This window comes from Fundicoccus culcitae (genome assembly GCF_024661895.1).
Classification (GTDB): Bacteria; Bacillota; Bacilli; order Lactobacillales; family Aerococcaceae; genus Fundicoccus_A; species Fundicoccus_A culcitae.
In genome coordinates this window covers 684,766-708,435 of record NZ_CP102453.1, presented here as the reverse complement: position 1 = coordinate 708,435, position 23,670 = coordinate 684,766, and the positions used below count along the sequence as shown (strand labels likewise).

The 23,670-nt window shown below is 37.7% G+C and carries 22 protein-coding genes and 2 pseudogenes; 20 read left to right on the top strand and 4 right to left on the bottom strand.

Annotated features, from left to right (window positions below; translation table 11 throughout):
- Positions 1–11 precede the first annotated feature (11 nt).
- From NRE15_RS03270 to NRE15_RS03255, 4 genes are all read left to right on the top strand, one after another.
- Positions 12–437 carry a VOC family protein gene (locus tag NRE15_RS03270; protein WP_313794190.1) on the top strand — a complete coding sequence of 142 codons (426 nt, stop codon included), beginning with the start codon at positions 12–14 and terminating at the stop codon, positions 435–437.
- 204 nt (positions 438–641) lie between these two features.
- Positions 642–1,283 (top strand): hypothetical protein, encoded by a 642-nt coding sequence (locus tag NRE15_RS03265; protein WP_313794189.1) that lies wholly within the window; start codon positions 642–644, stop codon positions 1,281–1,283.
- A gap of 21 nt (positions 1,284–1,304) precedes the next feature.
- A complete protein-coding gene (locus NRE15_RS03260) occupies positions 1,305–1,754 on the top strand; it encodes a PPC domain-containing DNA-binding protein (RefSeq protein WP_313794188.1) in 450 nt (149 codons plus the stop codon).
- A 191-nt stretch (positions 1,755–1,945) separates the two neighbouring features.
- On the top strand, positions 1,946–2,392 hold the full coding sequence (locus tag NRE15_RS03255; RefSeq protein WP_313794187.1) for a YhcH/YjgK/YiaL family protein: 447 nt from the start codon (positions 1,946–1,948) through the stop codon (positions 2,390–2,392).
- Positions 2,393–2,435: 43 nt separating this feature from the next.
- On the opposite strand, the pseudogene NRE15_RS03250 reads toward NRE15_RS03255, so the two are convergent.
- Positions 2,436–3,323: pseudogene (locus NRE15_RS03250) on the bottom strand (VOC family protein).
- A gap of 253 nt (positions 3,324–3,576) precedes the next feature.
- Between NRE15_RS03250 and NRE15_RS03245 the strand changes: the two are divergent.
- Positions 3,577–4,152 carry a Crp/Fnr family transcriptional regulator gene (locus NRE15_RS03245; RefSeq protein WP_313794186.1) on the top strand — a complete coding sequence of 192 codons (576 nt, stop codon included), beginning with the start codon at positions 3,577–3,579 and terminating at the stop codon, positions 4,150–4,152.
- Here NRE15_RS03245 and NRE15_RS03240 read toward each other — a convergent pair.
- Complete coding sequence (locus NRE15_RS03240) at positions 4,149–4,841, bottom strand: DUF4386 domain-containing protein (RefSeq protein WP_313794185.1); 693 nt, start codon at positions 4,839–4,841, stop codon at positions 4,149–4,151. The two genes, NRE15_RS03245 and NRE15_RS03240, sit on opposite strands and share 4 nt — an antisense overlap.
- Before the next feature lie 166 nt (positions 4,842–5,007).
- Here NRE15_RS03240 and NRE15_RS03235 point away from each other — a divergent pair, with 166 nt between their 5' ends.
- From NRE15_RS03235 to NRE15_RS03190, 10 genes and pseudogenes are all read left to right on the top strand, one after another.
- A complete protein-coding gene (locus NRE15_RS03235; protein WP_313794184.1) occupies positions 5,008–5,703 on the top strand; it encodes a Crp/Fnr family transcriptional regulator in 696 nt (231 codons plus the stop codon).
- Between the two features lie 133 nt (positions 5,704–5,836).
- Complete coding sequence (recQ, locus tag NRE15_RS03230) at positions 5,837–7,981, top strand: DNA helicase RecQ (RefSeq protein WP_313794183.1); 2,145 nt, start codon at positions 5,837–5,839, stop codon at positions 7,979–7,981.
- Positions 7,982–8,165: 184 nt separating this feature from the next.
- Positions 8,166–8,327, top strand: coding sequence for a hypothetical protein (locus NRE15_RS03225; RefSeq protein ID WP_313794182.1), 162 nt, complete (start codon positions 8,166–8,168; stop codon positions 8,325–8,327).
- A pseudogene (locus tag NRE15_RS03220) lies at positions 8,327–8,971 on the top strand (DsbA family oxidoreductase). The gene NRE15_RS03225 and the pseudogene NRE15_RS03220 overlap by 1 nt, the downstream one beginning before the upstream one ends.
- A gap of 1,216 nt (positions 8,972–10,187) precedes the next feature.
- The gene (locus NRE15_RS03215) at positions 10,188–10,580 is read left to right on the top strand and encodes an FMN-binding protein (protein ID WP_313794181.1); all 393 of its coding nucleotides are present in this window, start codon (positions 10,188–10,190) and stop codon (positions 10,578–10,580) included.
- A 24-nt stretch (positions 10,581–10,604) separates the two neighbouring features.
- Positions 10,605–11,342, top strand: coding sequence for a sulfite exporter TauE/SafE family protein (locus NRE15_RS03210; RefSeq protein ID WP_313794180.1), 738 nt, complete (start codon positions 10,605–10,607; stop codon positions 11,340–11,342).
- A gap of 92 nt (positions 11,343–11,434) precedes the next feature.
- On the top strand, positions 11,435–12,760 hold the full coding sequence (locus NRE15_RS03205) for a BREX system ATP-binding domain-containing protein (protein WP_313794179.1): 1,326 nt from the start codon (positions 11,435–11,437) through the stop codon (positions 12,758–12,760).
- Between the two features lie 2 nt (positions 12,761–12,762).
- Positions 12,763–14,883 (top strand): DEAD/DEAH box helicase, encoded by a 2,121-nt coding sequence (locus tag NRE15_RS03200; protein WP_313794178.1) that lies wholly within the window; start codon positions 12,763–12,765, stop codon positions 14,881–14,883.
- 75 nt (positions 14,884–14,958) lie between these two features.
- A complete protein-coding gene (locus tag NRE15_RS03195; RefSeq protein ID WP_313794177.1) occupies positions 14,959–16,410 on the top strand; it encodes a tellurite resistance TerB C-terminal domain-containing protein in 1,452 nt (483 codons plus the stop codon).
- Positions 16,407–16,952: a GNAT family N-acetyltransferase gene (locus NRE15_RS03190; RefSeq protein ID WP_313794176.1), complete on the top strand. Its 546-nt coding sequence runs from the start codon at positions 16,407–16,409 to the stop codon at positions 16,950–16,952. Before NRE15_RS03195 ends, NRE15_RS03190 begins: the two co-directional genes overlap by 4 nt.
- 34 nt (positions 16,953–16,986) lie before the next feature.
- Here NRE15_RS03190 and NRE15_RS03185 read toward each other — a convergent pair whose 3' ends face one another.
- Both NRE15_RS03185 and NRE15_RS03180 read right to left on the bottom strand, forming a co-directional pair.
- On the bottom strand, positions 16,987–17,337 hold the full coding sequence (locus NRE15_RS03185) for a hypothetical protein (RefSeq protein ID WP_313794175.1): 351 nt from the start codon (positions 17,335–17,337) through the stop codon (positions 16,987–16,989).
- The gene (locus NRE15_RS03180) at positions 17,312–18,637 is read right to left on the bottom strand and encodes a DUF1576 domain-containing protein (protein ID WP_313794174.1); all 1,326 of its coding nucleotides are present in this window, start codon (positions 18,635–18,637) and stop codon (positions 17,312–17,314) included. The genes NRE15_RS03185 and NRE15_RS03180 overlap by 26 nt, the downstream gene beginning before the upstream one ends.
- A 137-nt stretch (positions 18,638–18,774) precedes the next feature.
- On the opposite strand from NRE15_RS03180, the gene NRE15_RS03175 reads away from it, so the two are divergent.
- From NRE15_RS03175 to NRE15_RS03155, 5 genes are all read left to right on the top strand, one after another.
- Positions 18,775–19,602 (top strand): exodeoxyribonuclease III, encoded by an 828-nt coding sequence (locus tag NRE15_RS03175; RefSeq protein WP_313794173.1) that lies wholly within the window; start codon positions 18,775–18,777, stop codon positions 19,600–19,602.
- Between the two features lie 27 nt (positions 19,603–19,629).
- Positions 19,630–20,235 (top strand): GNAT family N-acetyltransferase, encoded by a 606-nt coding sequence (locus tag NRE15_RS03170; protein WP_313794172.1) that lies wholly within the window; start codon positions 19,630–19,632, stop codon positions 20,233–20,235.
- 110 nt (positions 20,236–20,345) lie between these two features.
- Positions 20,346–20,774, top strand: coding sequence for a cupin domain-containing protein (locus NRE15_RS03165; RefSeq protein WP_313794171.1), 429 nt, complete (start codon positions 20,346–20,348; stop codon positions 20,772–20,774).
- A 1,386-nt stretch (positions 20,775–22,160) separates the two neighbouring features.
- Positions 22,161–23,024, top strand: a complete 864-nt coding sequence (locus NRE15_RS03160) for a helix-turn-helix domain-containing protein (protein ID WP_313794170.1) — start codon at positions 22,161–22,163, stop codon at positions 23,022–23,024.
- A 24-nt stretch (positions 23,025–23,048) separates the two neighbouring features.
- Positions 23,049–23,657 carry an NADPH-dependent FMN reductase gene (locus NRE15_RS03155; RefSeq protein ID WP_313794169.1) on the top strand — a complete coding sequence of 203 codons (609 nt, stop codon included), beginning with the start codon at positions 23,049–23,051 and terminating at the stop codon, positions 23,655–23,657.
- Positions 23,658–23,670: the final 13 nt, after the last annotated feature.

The following is a 23,670-nucleotide window of genomic DNA, read 5'->3' as shown; positions in this document are numbered from 1 at the left end:
GGAGGATTAACATGAAAGTTGTGCCGTATTTGAATTTTCCCAACTCATTGGAAGTACTCGATTTTTATAAAAAATTAGGTGCAGAAAATGTTCAAATTTTGCTCGGTTCTGATGAAATGTTTGCTGAAATGCCTGAAGAACAACGTCCAAGTAATCCCTCTGAATTTGTCATGAATGCTGGTTTTGAAGTGTTTGGCAATGTGATTTATTTATCTGATACGTGGAATAAAACAGCTGTTGATCATGATGGTAGCAATTTGTGTTTTACATTCGATCAAAAGGATGAAGCCGAAGTGACTAAAGTGAAAGACTTTTTCCAACATGCGCTTGACTTAGGCTGTACCGTTGAAATGCCTTTAGGCCCGTCTGAATGGTCTGAACTCTTTGGAATGTTTAAAGATCCTTTTGGAATAACTTGGATGTTTAGTGGTGAATAGTTTAAAGGATGAATCGAATCTTTCGGATAACATGAAAGATTCGATTTTTTATTGTGAATATTTCCTTGAAAGCTATTAAGGTGTAATTTTTGAAAACACACGGTAAATACGGTAAAATAAGCGTGTGGATGGAAACAAAATGCAGGATAGTTTTAATAGTATTTTAGACAATATTATTACAAAAGAAAGGAAAGGTGATTCAAGATGCAAACAAAGAAGCGATTAGTATTAATTGTAATTACCCTCTTTTTGCTTTCACTGGGAATACAGCCACTTAAAGTAAACGCACAAACTTCGGTAAATGCCGTTGATTATACCCCTGGTTTATTTTATCAATTTTATGATTATAGTGGCGAAGGCAATGAGTATGCACCATTTACAATGACGCTGGATTATATACCAGATGAACAAGGAATCTATCAAGTAAGTCGAGCAACTGCAGGGACAACCGTCTCATATGTATACCAACTTACCGAAGAGGGTATTTATGAGTTGGCTTATTTTCCCGAATCTTACGACCAGGAAGATTTCCGTTATCACACCGATGCGACGGATGAGAGCAAGTCTTTGTATTTTCCCTTAACGTTAGAAGTAGGGGCAACGTTTTCTAGAGGTTATCAAGACATGCAAGACTATGTAGTCACCGATATTCTACCGGTCTACAACATTGAAGATATTGAGTATTATAATGTGGTTGTTATTGAAACTACTTTTGATTCAGGTGAAATCCAAAGATACTACTATGCACCCAAAATTGGCGAAATATACTCAGAGTATCTTATGAGTGATGAGATGGGTGGTGTAACCACTTGGCTTAATATTTTACGTGGACCAAGTTATCAATAATTAGAAAGAAGTGTAAAAAATATGCAATACCAAAGAAAAGATAAACAAATCTTAGTAAGACTTGATAAAGGCGACCGCATTATGGAAAATTTGTTAGACATTGCAAAAAAAGAGTCCATCCATACAGCTAGTGTCACTGGTTTAGGTGCTGCGGATATAGTCAACATTGCTTTTTTCGAGACAGACACTAAAGACTACCGTCAACAACAGTTCAACGAACCATTCGAAATTCTTAATTTAACAGGCTTTTTAACACATAAGGATAACGAACCACATGCCCATCTTCATATAACGCTTGGACGGGAAGACTTTTCCGTTATTGGGGGACATTTAATGGAAGCCCAAATAAATATCACTTGTGAGATTGTACTCAATATCATTGATATTCCTATTGATCGACAACACAATGAAGAAATAGGGATCGATATATTTGGTTTCACACCTAATATGAAAAAACCTAGTTTTACATAACATAAATAATGCAGCTATCCATTTTTCTATAGATGATAGCTGCATTTTTTTATTTTCTATCATTCGGCTCATGCGCATTTTGTTAAGATTATAAAATTATCAAATAATAACTATTGATAACACAACCTATCTGCATTATCATTATCAGATAGATCGTGATACTTATATTGATTAGAAGAGGAGATTATAAAATGATTATTGATACGATGGATCATTTAAAGCATTATCCAGAAATTTTTGAAAAAATAGAAACAGTTTTAGAAACAATTTTAAAGCAAACAGACTATGAGCTTGGACAACAATTTCCATTTGAACATGGCTTTTATTTCTTCGGAAAGGATAAAACGTTAGCGGCTGATTTGGGTGACTATGAAGCCCATAGAAAGTATATTGACATACAAATTTTATTAAAAGGTAACGAATTGTTATATTGGAATCCCATTGAAAGCCTTGATGAAGTGATACCTTATGATGCGGAAAAAGATATCATTTTCTACGATGGTTCAGTTGACAATCCTTTTTCAATAACGGCAGGAACAGCCTATATTTTATTCCCATGGGACGCACATAAGGCAGCCCGTCATATTGATCAAGCAAGCGATTATGAGAAAGTCGTTATCAAATTGGAAATCGTATAAAGATAAAAGGGGACCTGCATTTATTTAGGTCCCCTTTAAATGTTTAATCTAAATTGTACTTGGCGTTTTCTAATTTGCCAATGTCTAATTTTTTCATTGGGAGCATGGCTTGTGTCACGCGATACTGTTCTTCTTTAGTTCCGCTCGACATTATTTTGACTAATTGTAGCGGGATTATTTGCCAGTATAAGCCGTAAGGGTCTTTTACCCAACCACAGGCTTCTTCATCACGAAAATAGGATAACTTTTCCCAATAATAATCAATTTCAGCTTGAGTGCTACATTAGAGAATGAATGAAAATGCTTGGGTGAAGGTTTCTTTACCATCCATGCCATGATCCATCAAAATAATCTGTTGAAGGTTAAGGTTTAGCTCACTATAATTTATTTTCGCTTGGTTATTAGTTGCTTCGCCATCTTTATAGTTAGACACAACACCGATTTCGGATTCTTCAAAAACGTTTTGATAAAAACGTAAAGCATCCTCAGCTTTACCAAGTTGGTCACCAGCAAACATTAAATTTAAGCGGATTTTTTGCAGTTTAGCTTTTTCTTTGTCTAACATTATTTGCCAACTCAAACCATATTTATCTTGTACAGACCCAAATTTGTCACTAAAGGGATAGCTGTCTAATGGGATTAGTACATTGCCTCCATCGAGTAATTGATTATATAGTTTTTCAACCTCTGGTGCTGTTTCTTTAGCAACCATAACGATGGTCGATGTATTTAGCGGATAACCCGGCCCGCCATTAAAAGCACTAAATGCTTGATTTTCTAATCTAAAATCAATGGATAAAACATCTCCGTTCGGTGTGCCACGATAAATTTGCTCAAATATTATTTCAGAATCTTCGAACAAGGACAAGTAAAAATCAACAGCTTCTTTAGCTTCCGTATCAAACCATAAAGCGCCTACAATGGGTCGCATAATCACACACTCCTTAAATTTTTTCAGGTTAATCATACATAAAATTGATCTTGCTGTCACGCAGATAGACTTATATTAAATTGATGGCAATTAAAATCAATATATTTAATAAGGATACAAAATTGTTTTGTCATGAAAAACGAGCTATTCCAATGCTTTACAAATATACTAAGAACACTTACGATATAAGTAATAGCGTAATAGTAACATTGGTGCAACCAATACAATCTAACATAATCACAGGAGGTAAAATATGCATCCTTTATTAAGAGAATTTTTAGAACAATTAGCGCTTTCGCAAGACGATATAGATGCTATGGGGAATGATTTAGTCGTGGAAGATTTTCCTAAAGGAACCGTGTTGTTAGAACAAGGTGAGGTTTCCAATGATTGTTACTTTGTTTTAAAGGGGTGTGTTAGGCAGCATGCGGTTGATTTTGACGGGAAAGAAAATACCGTTAATTTTTTTACAGAAATGCAAACAGCGATGGTTTATAAAAGTTATAGCAAGAGAGTCCCTTCGGAATATTCGTTAAGTTGTACTGAAGATTCCGTTTTGTTAGTGGGTGATTTTTTTAATGAAGCCGTTATGTTTGAAAAATATCCTAGTTTAGTCGGTATCACCCGCGAGTTTATGGAAGAAAATTTAATGACTGAACAGGAAGATAAAGCTAGTTTTGTGACAGCATCACCCAAAGAAAGATATTTAAATTTAGTCAAAACACGCCCGGAATTAATCGAGCGTGTTCCTCAACATCAATTAGCATCCTATTTAGGTATGACCGCTGAATCGTTAAGTCGTATCAAAAAACGTGTAAGTCAAGATTAAGCCTTATTTCTTTCTAAACGAGCTCCTTTCACTAAGAGCCAAAGCCCAAACCCTAATTCACCGACGGTCATTGGCAATAGTAAGATGGTTTCGATGCTACTTGCTACGAAATGGCCTTGAGGTAATATTAAATCCAAACTGTGAACGAGACAGTAGGACAAGCCAGCTAGAATAACTAAGTAGCTAATGATTTTAGGGATGTGTTGTGTTTGGCGTGCAATGTATCCTATGAGGATTAAGTGAAGACCGAAAATAATTAAGCCGAATGACCAGACTAAGTTAAAATTTTGTTCTAGTAATTGGATTTGAGCAGACGGGTCGGCAATGATATGTATTTGGGTGAGGTTCAGGATTTTGATTAATTCGCTGACTGCCGTGGCTAAAATGCTTGTATAAATGAGGCGGGTCCAAGCTGCGACCAGAGACAGGTCGGGATTGATATGGCGTAAGTAGAGGTGGAGAGCCCAACTGACGATGATATCGGTCACTATCACCATTAGCCAGAGAAAAATATCTAGTCTCAGTAGGTTTGAGGTGGTTTGTAGGTGACTGAATAGGTTGGCTGTGTCTGTTTGAAAGAGCTGGGGATGTAAGCCGCCAAAGGCTATGCCAGAGATGATTGCCATAATGATTAAAGTGATACCAATGATTTTGCCTAATGTGTTTAATGAAATGGTTGTGTTATTCATAGTTAACGCCTCCTTTTATTTTCATCTTAAGTATAAGATGGTGAGAAAGGTGGCGCATTGACTTAAGTCAATGGATGGGGATATTTATTCAAAAAGTTGACCTGTATCAAGTTATTAAGTTAGACAATATGTTAAAGTGGAAATATATGTAAAGGAGGATTTTGCTATGACAACACATCACCATCATCATGATGCGCTAGGACACCATCAGTGTGTGCGTTTGGTTCCGATATTTAATCATTTAGAAGACGATCAGATGAATGAAATTATGCAAGTGGCACAATCTCGCCAATATAAAAAAGGTGAGATGATTTATATGGCGGGGGATGAATCCGATGCCTTGTACATTGTTAGTAGTGGAAAAATACGGATTTATCGGTTATCGGAATCTGGAAAAGAGCAGTTGGTGCGGATTTTAACGCCGGGTGAATTTACGGGGGAATTAGCTTTATTTAGGGAATCCATTCATACCAATTATGCGGAGGCCATGTCGAATACGCAAGTGTGTATGATTACACGGGCGGACTTGCAGGAATTTTTGTTAAAATATCCTTCGATTTCTTTGAAGTTATTACAAGAATTCTCGAATCGGTTAGATCAATCAGAAACACAAACGACGCGGTTTGCGACCGAAAAAGTGGATACACGGATTGCGTATTTTTTATCGGATTTAATGGAAGATGAAGGCGGGTCGATGATTGTGGATTTGCCGATGACCAAGAAAGATATGGCCTCGTATTTGGGAACAACACCCGAAACGATTTCGAGGAAATTAGCTGATTTTGAAGATGCCGGTTATATTCATCAAATCAGCAATCGTAAAATTGAAATTCTAGATTTAGATGAAATGTTGATGGTTTAAGGGATGGAACGTTCGAGCAATCGTGTGAATCCTTTACTTTTTCTTAACGCTCCTTTGCAAGGCTTTTTCTTTTGGGATAACATGATATAATACTAAAAGAATCTGACAAAGTATCGTTTAGAGGAGTGACAAAGTGCCAACAACATTAGAATCTGTTTTACAACAATATTTTGGCTATGGTCACTTTCGGCCAGGCCAAAAAGAAATCATTACAACTTTGTTAGCGAAGCAAGACGCGTTAGGGGTACTTCCAACTGGTGGAGGTAAATCAATTTGTTATCAGTTACCGGCTCTCATTATGCCAGGTTTAACCGTTGTGGTATCCCCACTAATTTCTTTAATGAAGGATCAAGTTGATACACTGCAGCAACAAGGGATTGCTGCAGCTTATTTGAATTCAACGATTTCTGAAGGGGATTTTCAAGCGATTATTGCTCAACTTAATCAAGGTGCTATAAAGTTATTGTATGTAGCGCCAGAAAGATTAGAAAATAATGGCTTTACTGAATTTCTCAGTCGACAAAATATTGCCATGGTGGCTGTCGATGAGGCGCATTGTGTATCGCAATGGGGCTTTGACTTTCGACCGTCTTATCGTAATATTCATCAATTTGTACAACAGCTTTCGCAACGGCCGGTCATTGCGGCTTTTACAGCAACTGCCACAACGGTTGTCCAAGAGGATATTGTGAAACAACTTCATTTGCGGGAACCGAAGGTCTTTATTAATTCGTTTGATCGTCCCAACATAAAATTTTCGGTCCTTGAACCGGCGAATCGCGATTCAGCTCTCTATAAATTGATAAATCACGATGAGGCGATTATTATATATGCCAATACGCGTAAACAAGTGGATAAATTATATACCGATTTGCGCAAAAATGGCTATGCGACGGGACGTTACCATGCGGGTATGTCCAATGAAGAACGCTTGAAATCGCAAGATGCTTTTATCAATGATGAGACCAATATCATTGTGGCAACCAATGCCTTTGGTATGGGGATTGATAAAACCGATGTCCGTAAAGTCATTCATTATAATCTGCCTAAAGATTTAGAAAGTTATTATCAAGAAGCAGGCCGTTCGGGGCGTGATTCATTGCCTTCGGAGGCTATTTTACTGTATAAAGCCCAAGATATTATGACTAATAAATTTCTGATTGCCCAAAGTAATGACGAAATGGCACAAAATAGGCTTGATATTATGATTCAATATGCGAATTTTACGGGTTGTTTACGTAATTTCACCTTGCGGTATTTTGGGGAAAAGCCGAGTGAACCTTGTGGGAATTGTTCAAATTGTGTGGACCCCGTTCAACATTTAGACGTCACCAAAGAAAGTCAAATGATTTTATCAAGTATGCTACGTATGAAATACCATTTTGGGATGACCTTAATTATCGATGTTTTGCGTGGTAGTAAAAACCAACGGGTTTTAGAAAATCATTTTGATCAATTGTCGACCTATGGCTTGATGAAAGATTATTCGACCCAGCAAATTCGAGATATTATTTCTGCGATGGTCGCCCACGGCTATATTGGCGTGACGGAACACCGAGGGCTGTTTGTCACCGCCAGTGCCAAGGACATCTTAAAAGGGCAACAGCAATTAACTATTAAGCAACGAAACTATCAAAGTGAAAATCAACAAGCAACGCGAACGCATAAACGTTCTACGGCGGTTAATTCTGATTTGTTTGAAGAACTGCGTCAAGTACGCGCCGAGTTAGCCCGAGCGGAATCTGTCCCTGCTTACATCGTTTTTTCAAACAAATCCTTGGAAGATATGGCCAGTTCGATGCCGCGCAATTACGCAGAATTTTTGCAAGTTGAAGGCGTGGGTACCGTTAAAGCCGAAAAATATGCAGGGCACTTTTTACCCGTTATTGAAAATTACCAAACCCAAACCCCTCCAAATAAATACCACAGTGAAAAGCCAAAGGTTTCAGCTGTTGTTTCGGAGGAAAAACCTCAAGGCCAGGCTTCTTATTTAATCAGTGTGGAATTAGCCAACGAAGGTTTAACCCCATACGAAATAGCGATTGAAAGAGGCTTTACTGAAACGACAATTTTAAAACATCTAACAGAGGCTGCTGAAGAAGGGGAGCTTGAGGAATTTAAAGCAGATGTCCCAGCAACAGTTAAAAGACAAATTAAGGAACAATTTAATAAAATTGGCACCTCGTCTTTATCCGCCGTCAAAATTGAATTGCCAGAAGAAATCTCTTATGACGAAATTAAATATGTGTTGATTGATTATTTAGTCAATGATAGGTAATTTATTTGGCAGGCGAAATAAATGCCAAGATATATTTAGCAGCAGCATCATGTGTTGCAGGGGTATTTATTAGAAGCGGCCGCAGGCATGGAAGAAGGCAACTTTTTAAGCAAAAACATTCCAATATTAGTTAGAATGTAGTATAATAGCTATATTAAGTTTTTTTTGAAAGGAATTGGAATCGATGGCTACAGAAAAAGACACCATCCAAATGTTTAATTTCATGGATGAAAGTGAATCGACTGCATACGTTTGTGATATTGAAACAGGTATTTGCGGTCCTGCAGAAGTAAATAATACAAGTGAAACAGATAAAAATATAACAGTTTTGAAAGGCGATAATTAATGAAAATTACGATTTGGTCGGATTTTGTGTGTCCGTTTTGTTATATTGGCACAACTAATTTAAAAAATGCATTAGAAAAATTTGAACATAGTGATGAAGTTGACATTGAATACAAAAGCTATGAGCTAGATCCTAATGCTGCGCATGTCCCTGGTGAAACGTATGTGGAAACTTTAGCCGCTAAAAAAGGTGTTTCAGCAGCAGAAATGAGAACCTCTTTCAGTCAAGTTGAAAAAATGGCGAAGGAAGCTGGATTGGATTTCAATTTTGACATAGTGAAAGAAGCAAATACCATGGATGCGCATCGGATTTTCCAATATGCCGCTGGCGAAGGTAAAGGCATCGATTTTTAAAATCGTTTGTATAAAGCTGTCTTTGAAGATGGTTTAGTCGTGAGTGATCATGATACGTTGATTGATTTGAGTACTGAGGTTGGTTTAGATGAAGGAGCTGTCCGTTCCATTTTAGATAATCCTGCTATTAATCGTGATCAAGTGCGTCAAGACGTTGCAGTGGCGAATCAAATCGGTGTTCAAGGTGTACCTTTCTTTGTCTTTAATGACAAATATGGCGTACCCGGAGCTCAACCCGTAGATGTGTTCGAAAAAGCTTTAAATCAAATTTACGACGAAACGCATGCTTAATTAAGTTAGGCAAGCGCATAGTCGCCCCAAAAAATCCAGATTTTTAATGATTGTGGAATGCCCTAGGTAACATTGCCTAGGTGGCAACCGGCTACACACTCCTTACAGGGAAGGTGTCTGCCGGTTTTTTTACTATGCTTGAAAGTCTGGATTTTTTTTTTTGATGTTATTAGCCGAGCTTGATGTTACTTGGATGGGTTGCTATGACATTAGACAGGTTAAACGTTTTTCCCATACCTATTTAAAAGGCTCTAGTGAGTAGCGCATGCCTTCGAAAGTTTAGGATGGCCCGCGGTCAAGAAGCGCGTGCCTTCTAAAATTCGGGATGGCCTGCCGGTTATAGGCAAGAAGAGATAGCACATGAGTTAACTTGCTAAACGAAGATTATATTGATATTTCGTAATCACTTTAACTTCTGAGTTGTTAGAAGTACAAGAGAACTTCATTCACTTTAACTTCTGAGTCATTAGAAGTACAAGAGAACACCTATCACTTTAACTTCTGAGTCGTTAGAAGTACAAGTGATCTCCCATCGCTTTAACTTCTGAGTCATTAGAAGTACAAGAGAACGCCATTCACTTTAACTTCTGAGTCATTAGAAGTACAAGAGAACTTCATTCACTTTAACTTCTAAGTCATTAGAAGTACAAGAGAACGCCATTCACTTTAACTTCTAAGTCATTAGAAGTACAAGAGAACGCCATTCACTTTAACTTCTGAGTCATTAGAAGTACAAGAGAACTTCATTCACTTTAACTTCTAAGTCATTAGAAGTACAAGAGAACGCCATTCACTTTAACTTCTGAGTCGTTAGAAGTACAAGTGAAGTCCCATCGCTTTAACTTCTGCGTCATTAGAAGTACAAGTGAACATCAAATGACTCGGCTTTTAGTCGTGCAAGATAAGTTTTAACAAGCCTTCGCCCTTCGCCCTTCACAGTATGGGTACAGTTTAGTTTTCGTTAAATACCTAGAAAGCCGGCTATCAAAGCAAATTTAAACTGCAACCTTTCTATCGATTGGGAACGTCTACTCAACAATAATTCAATGCTAATTACACCAGATTTAATTGTTATCTCAAGAAATTACAAAAAGGTGGCGCGATTTATTTAGTGATAATTTGAAAAGGGTTTTAATTTCGTTAAATTTAGCTTTCAAAAAAGGGTAGAATAGTCTACAATTTTAACTATGGAAAAGAAATCTGAAAAGGTGATAAAATGGAAGAAAAAAAACAAATGGGAATTATATTTAGTTCGTTAGCCCTTTTAATAGTAATAATGATTATTATATGGGTAACATTTCAAATACAATATACTTCGCTGAACTATACTCCGGTAGATATGGCAGATGTGCCGGATGGGGTATATACGGGTAGAACCGAAACAATCTTGCTTACGGTTGAAGTTGAAGTCGAGGTCAATGATCATAAAATGACAGGCATTGAGTTTCTAGAACATGAAACAACTTATGAAGAAGCAGGGAATCATATTAAAAATATGATGGTTAAAGAAAACACGATTGATGTGGATACCGTTTCGTCGGCAACGGCATCTACGAATGTGATTAAAAGTGCGGTAAACAAAGCCTTGTTATCGGCCGTTGAAGAGTAGAGGTATTTATTGGAGGGTTTGTGGTTGGGTTTAAGTGGATATGAATTATGGCTGTTGGCTTTGGTGGCCTTGATTGTTGGGTTTTCAAAAGCGGGCATTCAAGGAGCGACGATGCCGGCGGTGGCCATCTTAGCTGTTATGTTTGGCGGTAAAGCGTCAGCTGGGATCATGTTGCCGATGCTGATTGTAGGGGACATAGCGGCGGTCTATCAATACGGGAAAGCTGCAAATTTCAGAGATGTGTTGAAGTTAATGCCGGCTTCTGTGATTGGGATAATTTTAGGTGCGTTAACAGGAAATTATTTGGATGATCAACAGTTTAAATTTATCATGGGTATTATTGTATTAATTTGTTTAGCCCTATTAGTTTTTCGTCAATTTCAAAAGCAAGCCGTAGAATTGCCGAAACGACCCTGGTTGACCCAACTAGTTGGTGTGACCAGTGGGTTTTCATCGATGGTAGGGAATGCAGCCGGACCCATTTTCAATGTGTATATCCTGGCACAAAATTTAAATAAAAATGCGATGATTGGGACAACTGCCTGGTTTTTCCTGATAATTAATTTGATCAAAGTGCCTTTTCATGTCTTTTTATGGGGTACAATCACTTGGGATACGCTGAAGTATACCTTATTTGCTATTCCGTTTATTGGGATTGGCGCTTTGATTGGGATTTGGTTAATTAAACGTATTAATGAAAACCCCTATAAATATCTCATTATTATTTTAACGGCTATCTCTGCTGTTCGACTGATGATTTAGGGATATTTATTGAGGTTTATACGAACAAATGTTTGGTTACAAGAAAACTATATGGTATAATTAAGGCACATGTTTAAGAAGGAGTGGACTTGATGGCGGTTAATCGTAAAGATGCAGATAGTATTGTGAAGGCATTAGAAGCAGGGGTTGTTCCTAAACGAGGGATTCAATATTTGCTAGTTGGACGACGTCATGAGGTAGAGGAAGTTATTCGCATTTTGGAATCAGTCAGTCAAGGACGCAGTGATTTGCGTATTTGGGTGGGGGATTTTGGAAGTGGGAAGAGTTTTATGTTGCAAACCATTCAGAATTTAGCGCAACAAAAAAACTTTGTGGCTTCTACGGTGGATCTAACCCCCAATCGTCGTTTATATGCGACAGATGGTAGCGCGAATGCCTTATATACGGAAATCATGGATAAATTAGTCACCAAATCCGCGCAAAACGGCAATGTGTTGAACACCATTGTTGAAGAATGGCTAACCCAAATCATGCAAACCCTCGCCAATAAATATCACATTAGCCAAGCGGAAGTGCTACAAGAACAATACAGACTTGAAATTGAAAATACGATTTTAGACACCTTTGATAAATTTCAGTCCGTAGCCTTGTCTTACGAATTTGGTCAAGCCATTATACAATATTATCGAGGTTTGCAACAAAATAATCGTCAACAAATGTTACAAGCTATTCGTTGGTTGCGTGGGGATATTCGTACCATGACGGAAAGTAAGCAATCCTTAGGGATTAATCGTGTGATTCGTGATGATAATTGGTATGATGCCTTGAAAACAATGTCTGAATTATTTATTGAAATTGGCTATAGTGGTTTTGTGGTGAATTTAGATGAAGCGGTCAATATTTATAAATTATCGAATAGTGTTTCACGAGAACGGAATTATGAACGGATTTTGAATATTTATAATGAATGTAAAGCAGATGTTGCTCGTGGTTTGTTTGTTAATTTGGGTGCAACCCGTAAAACGGTGTATAACAATTTACGTGGGATGGCATCGTATGGTGCTTTGCAAGGGCGTTTAGGTTTAGAGGAGCGGATGGATTCTGATTTGGTGAATACGAATCGGACGACGCTGCCTTTAAAACCCTTAACCAATGAAGAGATATACACTTTATTAGCCAATTTAATTCACGTTTATCAAGTGAATTATCAAACGGATATTACGATGTCTAATGAACAGATTGTGCAATATATGGAAATCCAACTGAACCGACCGGGTGCGGATGAGTTTCTGACACCGCGTGCGGTCATTAAAGATTTCATTGAATTGTTAGACTTAATGCGGCAAAACCCTGGCATTACGGCTTCAGATGCCTTGCATGATAAGTTTGGTGATGTGGCAGCGCCGATTCAAAAAGATCAAGCGAATACGGATGATGATCAGATCGAGGTGTTTTAACGATGGATGCTTTTTCCTTATTAAAACGCCCATTGCGAGAGTATATTTATGCAAGTGGCTGGCAAGCCTTACGGCCGATTCAAAAGCGAGCCATCACTTTTAGTCAAGAAAGTGATAATAATTTTATATTAGCGGCACCTACTGCTTCGGGTAAAACTGAAGCGGCTTTTTTGCCAGCGATTAATCAAGTGGATGACTGGACCAATGGGGTTAAGATTCTTTATATTTCGCCTTTGATTGCCTTAATCAATGATCAATTCAAACGGTTGGTTCAATTATGTCAAGATTTAGGGATTAATGTCACTAGTTGGCATGGCGAAGCGAATCAAGCTAAGAAAAAAGAGCTAATCAAACATCCGAATGGGATTGTTTTAATTACCCCTGAATCGATTGAAGCGATGCTGGTTAATCGGCCCCAGCAAGCAAGGCATTTATTTGGGCAAACTGAGTGGATTATTATTGATGAAATCCATAGTTTTTTAGGTGAAAATCGCGGAATTCAAGTGATGTCTTTGTTGAATCGATTAGGTTTCTATATGCAAAAGGACCCGCGCTGTGTAGGTCTATCAGCTACTTTGGATAAGGAGGATTATTTTACTGCAAAATTATTTTTTCAAAACAAGCGTGAAACCAGTGTGATTGTTGATCGCGGACAAAATGAGCGAATGCATGAAATTTTTTACTTTCCCAAGCAAAAAAGTGATGAATCTTCTTTTTTTAAGGGGATTGATGTCATTTATGCTGCGGCTCAAACTGAATCAATGCTTGTTTTTCCCAACAGTCGTAATAAGGTTGAAGAAATTGGATCATCACTTAATCGACGGGCAGAAAAAAATAAGCAAAATCAGGCGAGCTTTTTTGTGCATCATGCCTCTTTACCTAAAGATACGCGATTGTTTGCGGAGCAGTTTGCCAAAGAAAGTCGCGGTCGAAAGTTTACCATTTGTTGCACTTCAACCTTGGAATTAGGGATTGATATTGGTGCTGTGGATAGTATTATTCAATATGGACCGCCGCCTAACGTCTCTACTTTATCGCAACGGTTAGGACGCTCTGGGCGCCGGACCGGTGTTAATAAATTGCGTTTTATTGCTCATGAAGCTTGGGAATTATTGCAAGGGATTGCCTCAATCCAGCTATTAGATGAAGGTCAGTTAGACACCAGTCCACAAATTACACAACCCTTTGATGTGTTAGCACACCAGATTATTTCTCTAGTGATCGAGCATAATGGGTTAACCAAAGAAGCCTTACATCAACATCTAAGACGAGGTCATGTTTGGCGAGCGATTAAAGATGAGCATTTGGATTATTTAATTGATAGTATGGTTGAACGGGAATATTTAGAATTAATGGATAATTATGAAATGATTTCAGGCTATAATGCGCAACCTTTGTTACGTATGGCTGAGTTTTATACACAATTTTCGACTGAACCAGAATTAAGTGTGTATCATGATTTAAAAAATATTGGAACGATAGCGATTGAACCGGGTTTAACGAATGGAGACAACATCTTGTTGAGTGGGAAGGTCTGGCAAATTTTATGGATTGATTTACCCAAAAAACAAGTCCATGTTATACCTGCTAATAAAGGTGAAGCCTATTTTGAATCCAAGGATCGGCAAGATGTTTCTTCTTTAGTCCGTGAGCGGATGAAACAAATTTTATTAACGGGTGATTGGATGCACTATGAACCGTTAATTCAAGAGAGTTTTGACAATTTAGCGGGTAGTATTATGAAAAAAGATGGCTATTATTTCCAATTAACCGATAATGGTGATCCTTGGTTAGTGAGTTTCCTAGGGTCTAAAGCTAATCGGACGTTGGTTTATTTATTGGGACTTGTGACGGGACGTGTATACAAACAAGGTGTGACCTCTGTTTTTATTGTCGGGGACCACATTCGGGAATCTTTGATTGAAGCACGCGAAGCCAATGTAAGTCGCGACGACTGGATTCATTTCTTTAAACATAATGATTTAATTTTGCAGTCTGAAATTGCGCATCTTAAATATCACAAATTAGTACCGAAAGATTTGATGATTGAATATGTGATTGACGAAGCCTTGGCTATCGATGAAGTGAATGCCTTTTTACAGGGCGATTCATTTATTGCCTAGACAGGTATTTTTTGATAGACTTTTACCATGCTATACGCCCAAGCATAATTACGAACAGAATTGAGGTGAAGATGAATGAAAAAAATTAATTATGAAGCGTTAAAAAACTGGTTAACTAAAAATATAGAGGATATTATTGATGTGACATTTGATGTGCCAGAGTTGATTCCGGTGCAGGAACATACTGAAAAAGAGATTGATTGGGTGAAGTATATTGATCAATACTATTATGCGGATCAATATTGGAAATCAAAAGAATTGGCAGAGCTTGTTTTAGCACTCTATTTACGGTATATAGATGTATTAGATTGTCATTTTAAGCAAAAAAATTCATCTTTATTTCAATATATTCGTTCTATGACGCGTAGTGGATATGAAGTCAGACGCTTTCTGCAAGCTCTACATGCTTATGGCCGTGATCGAATTTTAGACTATTATGATGATAATTATTGGGGGTTTGACTATGATTTTTCAATCCTTAATTATCAATTGAACCCTGCGGAAAGAGACATCCTTCGAAAAGAAACAAAATCATTTTTAGCCTTTTTACCGGAACCATCGGCGGAACTTAGACGCTTATTTCATCTAACAGATTATGGAACGAAGGCCGTTTGGTGGGATTTAGATGGAAGCTTTCGTGATACCTTTGAATTAAATGAGCTTCAATTGCGCATTCTTTTCGCGACCAAAAGTCGAACGACTAAGGTTTGGGAAGAACCATTTAAAAATGAAATTATCCATTTATATTTTGACTATTGGCAAATTATTATGGACGCGATTAATGATGAGGGTGGGCCAACTCCTAACAAATCACGCAATCAATTTATTAGCCGATTATCGTATTCGACGATTCAACCTTATGAGGAAGATAGACATTTTTATTTTATTAGCTCGTTGATTAAAGTCGCTGAAAATACCATTCGCCAAAAACAGGGTGTGCGTCAAATTAAAGTCGACTCCGATATTACTAATATTAAGAAGCGTTTCAATCCTTGGGTGGCTGAGAAAATAAAAGCTGTCACTGAAGCTGAACTGGCTAAAGGTCAACGTGAAAAAGAAGCTGCTTCCATACCTGAACGTAAGACCATCGATTTAAACTTGGAGAAGTTAACTTCTTCACAAAAAGAATTAACCCAAATTGTTGATATGATTACCGACTTTGTTGGTGATGAGAACGTTGAAGATGAGCTAATTATCGAAGCTGCTGATGTGGTTGCCGAGCCCGTTGAAAAGGAACAGCTTACGGATGAGGCAGCGGTATTTATTGAAAAGGGTGAAAATGATCTTCAAGTCGTGTTCATCCAATTAATTATTGATAAGAATGGCTTGACCACCCGTGAGGCGGAGGCTTTTAGTCTTGAACACGGGCTCCTTTTAAATGCGTTTATCAATGAGATTAATCAACGTTTGTATGATTTGGTTAGTGACCAGGTTGTGGTTGTTGAAGCCCATCAAATAACGATTGATGCGTTTTATTTGGAGGAAGTCAAGGCATGGCTGAGTCAAAAGGGGAGTGACCAAGAGTGAATTTTCAAACGGAACGTTTACAAATCCGTCCAATACTAGAAAGTGATGAAGCTGAGATATTTGCTATACATTCTGATGCAGAAACCTGCCGTTACATGTTACACGAACCTTGGACGGATGCTACTCGGGCTGAGGCGTTTAGTAAACGTTTAAAACAAAATCAATTAAGTCAAGCTTCGCCGGTTACTTTGGCCGTGGTTTTGGATAATCAAGTGATTGGCGAATTATTTGTTTGGTATACAGAAATGAAAGAAACCGTTGAGATTGGTTATGTGTTTAATCGGGCTTTTCATGGTCATGGTTATGCTTTTGAAGCTATCAAGGCTTTACTAGAGCGGCTATTTACGGATTTTTCTATCCATCGGGTGCAAGCCAACTTGGATGCGCGAAATAAGGCTTCGGAAAAATTATGTTATCGATTAGGTATGCGCAAAGAAGCCCATTTTTTGCAAGACTATTGGACTAAAGGGGAATGGACGGATAGTTTTGTTTTTGGTTTGTTACAAGAAGAGTTTGTAAGCAATAAGAAAATAGAAAGCTGACAAGGCCATGTGTGCGCTTGTCAGCTTTTTGTTGTTATTTATCTTTAGAAAGCCTAACTATGGAGAAGGTCATGATGCTATTATCATCTAAAGTTACTTCGGCTGCATCAACCATGGTAGCGAGGACTTCTACGTCAAAGCGGTGTTCGCGTAAACCTAAGAGATCTTCATAGTAGTCTTCCATTTCAGGTTGACGAGGGGTATTGAGTTTATTGAGAATTTCATCCATATCGGCGGGTAGTTGCTGGACCGGGGCAGATAAGGTGATATTTATTTGGGTGGGTTGTTTTTGAATAGTGATATTAAGGTTGTCGATGTTTTGGTTTAAGAAGTAGTCGAGTAGTTCACTGACAATCAGTTTAATTTTTTTCTTTTCTTGAGGCATGATTAGCTTTCCTTTCTTTTAACATATCAAAAATAGGAGCTAGCGTAGCGGCAACGAAACCACCGGTAAAGCCATTGTTGTAGAGGTTTACGCCGGCATGAACGATTCCGATAAATTGAACCAGTGTAGCGTGGAGTGCTCCTGCAATCAAGCCTGCCAAGGGACCAAATGTTCCCGCAATGGGTGCGACGGTCGTACCAAAGAGGGCGGCAAGTAAAGAAGCAGTCGACCCTGGTGAATCAGTATGCATGAAGAGCTGTGTAATAAATACCCCTGCAACGACCGGGGTGACATTTCTAGGGTGCTTGCCAAATAAACCAAAGCCAACTACAGTTAAAATGCCTCCGATAACGGGTCCATTTATGACACCGCCAACCAGAAAAACATAGCCCATACTCATTAAACCTAAAACCCCGGCGTTAATTAGAGCTAAGCCAGCGCTGTGGGATTGGACAAAATCACTGATGAGCACACCCGTCTCATTCATTAAATTACGGTAAGATGCTTTGACGTGTCGATTTCCAAACCATCCCAAGCCGATCAATAATAGATTATATAAAATGAAAAAGACGTTGACGGCTATGGAAGGTTTAAAGTAGTGAGCATTGTCGATATCAACCTCCCAGTTAAAGGCACGCATGGTGCTTATTAAAAGCATACCGATAACCCCGGCAGTAAAGCCAATATTATATAAGTTATAGCCTTGATGAAATCTTAAAAAGGCGGATGCAACCGGCGTAATAATAAAACCGATTAAAATTCCGACTCCATAGGCAAGGGGGATGGCATAGTATAAAGGTAAATTTTGACTGAAACTAATTAAACTAACGATAGGGCCTAAAGCAGTTGCAAACAGCGAGGTTAATAAGGCACGATTGTGGTTTTCGCCAACGAAATGACTATAAAAGACGGTTCCCAACATAATCGGCAAGGTATTAAAGAGGTTCTTCCCAAAAAAGGCGAAACCTAAAATGGTAAATAAAGCCGCACTCAATGGTCCGGTTAACCCATTTGTATACCGCTGAACGTAGTAAGTGCTAAAAAGTAAAACAATACCGGCGTTCACAAAGGTAGCACCTATACCGCCGACTTCAAAATAATCTGTGATTAAGCTGGAAGGAGAGACCATAATCTCCCAAAAGCCATTCCAAATCATGGTAGGGCTATCGACTAAAAAAGCAAAAAGAATAAATAGAATCCCTGTAAAATAAAATACATTGGGTGAAATTTGGGTGTCGTTCATGATATAAGTCTCGAAAAATAAGTCTATTGGCTTCTGCCTTGGGCGTTCGGTCTCCATCTTTAACCTCCAGTTAAATTTCCTAGTAAAATTAATTATAAACAAGAAAGACGTTAAATTCTATATAAAATCGACTTAATTGAAAGTATTACAAAATATGAGATAATTAAGCTATTAAGATAAGATGGGAGACATACATGAAAGTTATATCTTGGAATATTGATTCATTAAACGCTGCCTTAACCAGTGATTCAGTGCGGGCGCTATTATCGCGCGATGTGTTGCAAACCATTCAAGGTCATCAAGCTGATATTATTGCGATTCAAGAAACAAAATTATCCGTCAAAGGCCCAACGAAAGCTCATTTAAAGATTTTGGAAGAATTATTTAGTGGTTATGCTGTTATCTGGCGTAGTTCAATAGAACCGGCGCGTAAAGGTTATGCCGGCACCCTTTTCTTGGTGCGTGATGGTCTTGATGTCATTGTTTCAGTGCCAACGATTGGTGCACCTACAACAATGGATGCCGAAGGGCGTATTTTGACACTCGAATTGGATGATCTATTTGTTACACAAGTTTATACACCGAATGCGGGTGATTCTTTAGCACGCTTGCCAGAACGTCAATTATGGGATCAACGCTATGCCGACTATTTAAGTGAATTGGATCAAACCAAGCCTGTTATAGCCGTTGGTGACTTTAATGTTGCGCACAAAGAAATTGATTTGGCGCATCCAGACCGCAATCATTTTTCGGCAGGCTTTACCGACGAAGAACGCTTGGGCTTTAGTAATTTGCTAAACAAAGGGTTTGTGGATTCGTTCCGACATATTCATGGCGACGTCGAAGGTATTTACAGCTGGTGGGCACAACGCGTTAAAACCAGTAAAATAAATAACTCCGGTTGGAGAATTGATTATGCTTTAGTCAGTGAAAGAATCATCAATCAAGTAAATACCTCTGATATGATTGATTCAGGCACACGTCAAGACCACACACCGATTATTATCGACGTCGATATTTAGTGATTATCAAGAAATGAGGTTTCATTTATGGCATTTGAAATTAGACTCGCAACACCAGATGATAATCAAGCTATCGAAGAATTAATTTTCCGTGCTTTCGAAGGGATGGAATTAGAAGGTCGAACTGAAACACGTGAACATTACTTGGCGCATTTATTAAGAAATGACCCGGCTTATATTCCGGAATTGGATTGGGTTTTGATGGAAGATCAAAGGCTGTTTGCTCATATTATGTACAGTCAAGCAAAAATTATTCATGCTGATTTATCTGAAACCGAAGTGATTGTATTTGGTCCCTTAAGTATTGATCCAGATCATCAACAAAGAGGCATTGGACGTCAATTAATTGCTGAATCTATTTATCGTGCTCAAACATTAGGTTACCAAGCGATTGTAATTACTGGACATCCAGCGTATTATCAAGCTTTGGGCTTTGTTCCGGCAAGTCATTATGGGATTACTTTTATGGATGGTAGCCAATCCGATGCTTTATTAGCCTATGAAATCGTAGCAGGTGCATTAACAAACAAAGCGGGTAAATGGAAATATGCTGACGTATTCGATTTTGCCGAAACAGATGATGTAGGATTCAACGTTTATCAGCAAGAATTTGTGAAAAAAATGGGTAATTAGTTTAATGATGAAATATTTATTATCGTTGAGTTTGTAAGCTTTTTCATTTGATTTAAAATTTAAGAGGCGTATAATTAAGGTATAAACAAAAATAGAAAGAGGGATTTTTAATGTCAGATACGATTGATTTCAAAGATCACGGTAAAGAACCTTATGTGGTTAATATTGAAAAAGCAACGGTAGAAAATAAAAATTACCGGACGACGTTATGGACTGGTGAAAAATTACAAGTGACTGTAATGACGATTCAACCTGGTGATGATATCGGTTTAGAAGTTCATCATGGAATTGACCAATTTCTACGTATTGAAAGTGGCCAAGGCATTTGCAAAATGGGTCCTACAGAAGACAATTTAGACTTCACTCAAGATGTTTATGATGACGATGCTATCTTTGTTCCTGCAGGCGTATGGCATAATGTAATAAATAACTCAAGTGAACCATTACAACTTTATACTGTTTACGCTGGACCTGACCATTTACCTGGTACGGTTCACGAAACACATCAAGATGCAATTGACGATCCAAACGAACATTAATATTTAACCTTTTAAAGAACAGCCTTATGGGGGCTGTTCTTTTTGTATGCATTAGGTTGGGTAAGTGAAAAAGGAAAGGTATTGAAAAACTTAATTTACCAATGACAAAGTCATTCTTACACAAACACGCGGTTCGTAACCTCCCGCTTACTTGTATCGCCGAATTAGCATCTATTTTGAAGCTAACTATCTAACACGGAGGTTTTCGTTGTGCCTTTTTGAATGAAATTTTGTAGTTGGTCGGTTCAACGAACTACATTTTTATAGTTCGTTGATGTAACGAACTACATTTTTATAGTTCGTCGAGTGAACGAACTACATTTTTATAGTTCGTTGGTGTAACGAACTACATTTTTATAGTTCGTTGGTAGAACGAACTACATTTTTATAGTTCGTTGGTGTAACGAACTACATTTTTATAGTTCGTCGGTAAAACGAACTACATTTTTGTAGTTCGTCGATGTAACGAACTACATTTTTATAGTTCGTTGGTGTAACGAACTACATTTTTATAGTTCGTCGAGTGAACGAACTACATTTTTGTAGTTCGTTGGTGAAACGAACTACATTTTTATAGTTCGTTGATGAAACGAACTACATTTTTATAGTTCGTCGAGTGAACGAACTACATTTTTATAGTTCGTTGGTGAAACGAACTACATTTTTATAGTTCGTCGGTAAAACGAACTACATTTTTATAGTTCGTCGAGTGAACGAACTACATTTCTGTAGTTCGTTGGTGAAACGAACTACATTTTTATAGTTCGTTGATGAAACGAACTACATTTTTATAGTTCGTCGAGTGAACGAACTACATTTTTATAGTTCGTTGGTAGAACGAACTACATTTTTATAGTTCGTTGGTGAAACGAACTACATTTTTATAGTTCGTTGATGTAACGAACTCCATTTTTATAGTTCGTCGGTAAAACGAACTACATTTTTATAGTTCGTTGGTGTAACGAACTACATTTTTATAGTTCGTTGATGTAACGAACTACATTTTTGTAGTTCGTTTCCAATTCGAAGCTAACTTTCTTCAAAGAGCATTCGTTATTAAGGCAGAAGTGAAATGGGATTTGTTTTCTGCTTTTAAATCCTTACAAAAGGTGCAGTTGATAAAACATTAAAACACAATTTTCCGCCATCCCATCAATCGTTCACACATTCACAGAAGCTATTGATTAGATTACAAACAATTATGAGACTAACCGTAAAAACAGAAACACAAACTGAACAATACAACGTTTACAAACCCATAATACAAATAACGAATAAAAAATATATAAAATATTATATAAATCATTGCTATTAATATAAACTATATGTATAATATCAATCGTAGTGAATCGAATCACATAAAAGTTAAGTTATTGGAGGTGAAATGTGAATATTGAAAGATTTGTTGAGGCAAGAAAGGCGAAAGGACTCAATCAAAATGAATTAGCTGATGGTATTTGTACTCAAGCAACATTGAGCCGTTTTGAGAATAATGGGCAAGCTCCTAGTTTGAAAATTTTAATACAATTATGCCATCGATTGGATTTACCATTAAATGAATTATTTCCTAAAGTATCACCCAAATATTCCGATTTAATTGAAAAGATGGATGAAGCTGAGTTTGCTTTAATCGTTAGTGAATATGATAAAGTGGAAGCCATCATACAAACAATTGACACTGAAGCCATTGATAACGAAGACATACGGCTGCGCTACCACTATTTAAAAGCTTTTAGTATGATTTATCATCAGAAAGACCCGATGCAGATATTATATGAATTCGATCAAATTAATTTAAGTGAGTCAACAGAAACAGCATCCATTTATCGGTTGTTAGCACATACAGGCACCGGCATGGTTTACCAGCAAATGGGCGAATTAGAGAAAGCGGAATTTTATTTTTCAAAAGTATTAGACAAAATTTATGATTACACAACTGAAACAATGGAAGACGTTTGGCGTGTGCTCCATATCGTGTTTCAAGGCAGTCAGTTTTATGCGTCGATTTCGGAGATCGAAATTAGTAATGCTTTGGCTGAACATGCGATTTCAATTTGTGCGGATAACCATGTGACGTATTATTTAGCCCGAGCGGCACTTCAATTAGCAAAAAATGCTATGGCGACCAATGAACCAACGGAAAAAACACTCGAGTTGATTTATGATGCCCGAGCTTATTCAAAAATCAATCGGAATAAAATTGCTTTAGCTGAATTAGAAGTAATGGAACAAAAAATAAAACAGCAGTGATATTTATTGAAAGAGGGAAGAAACGTGAAAAAATTATTAGGGATTGTTGGAACGAACTCAGATCAATCAACCAATCGGAAGTTGTTGCAATTCATTCAAAGACAGTATGCAGATTTAGCGGAGATTGAATTAGTAGAGATCAAAGATTTGCCGTTATTTGTCAAGGATAATGAGATTGAACTACCTGAAAACGTCCAAATATTATCGGACAAAGTAGAAGCAGCGGATGGGGTAATTATTTCAACGCCAGAATATGACCATTCTGTGCCGGCGGCTTTAATGAACGCTTTAAGCTGGCTTTCATTTAAAACCCATCCATTTGTCGATAAGCCCGTTATGGTTGTGGGGGCTTCCTATGGTACCTTAGGTTCGTCACGGGCACAAATGCATGCGCGCCAAATTTTAGATTCGCCTGAATTAAAAGCACGCATTATGCCAAGTTCTGAATACTTGTTGGACCATTCTTTGCAGGCTTTTGATGCTGAAGGGAATTTAATTTCGCAAGAAAAAGTGGAGTTATTAACGGGCTTGTTCAATGACTTTTTAACGTTTGTGGAAATCACGGAGCATTTGACAGCTGCGCATGCCGCTAATGTGAAAGAAGCAGATAATTTCACTTGGGAAGATAAATAAGGGGAGAAAATTA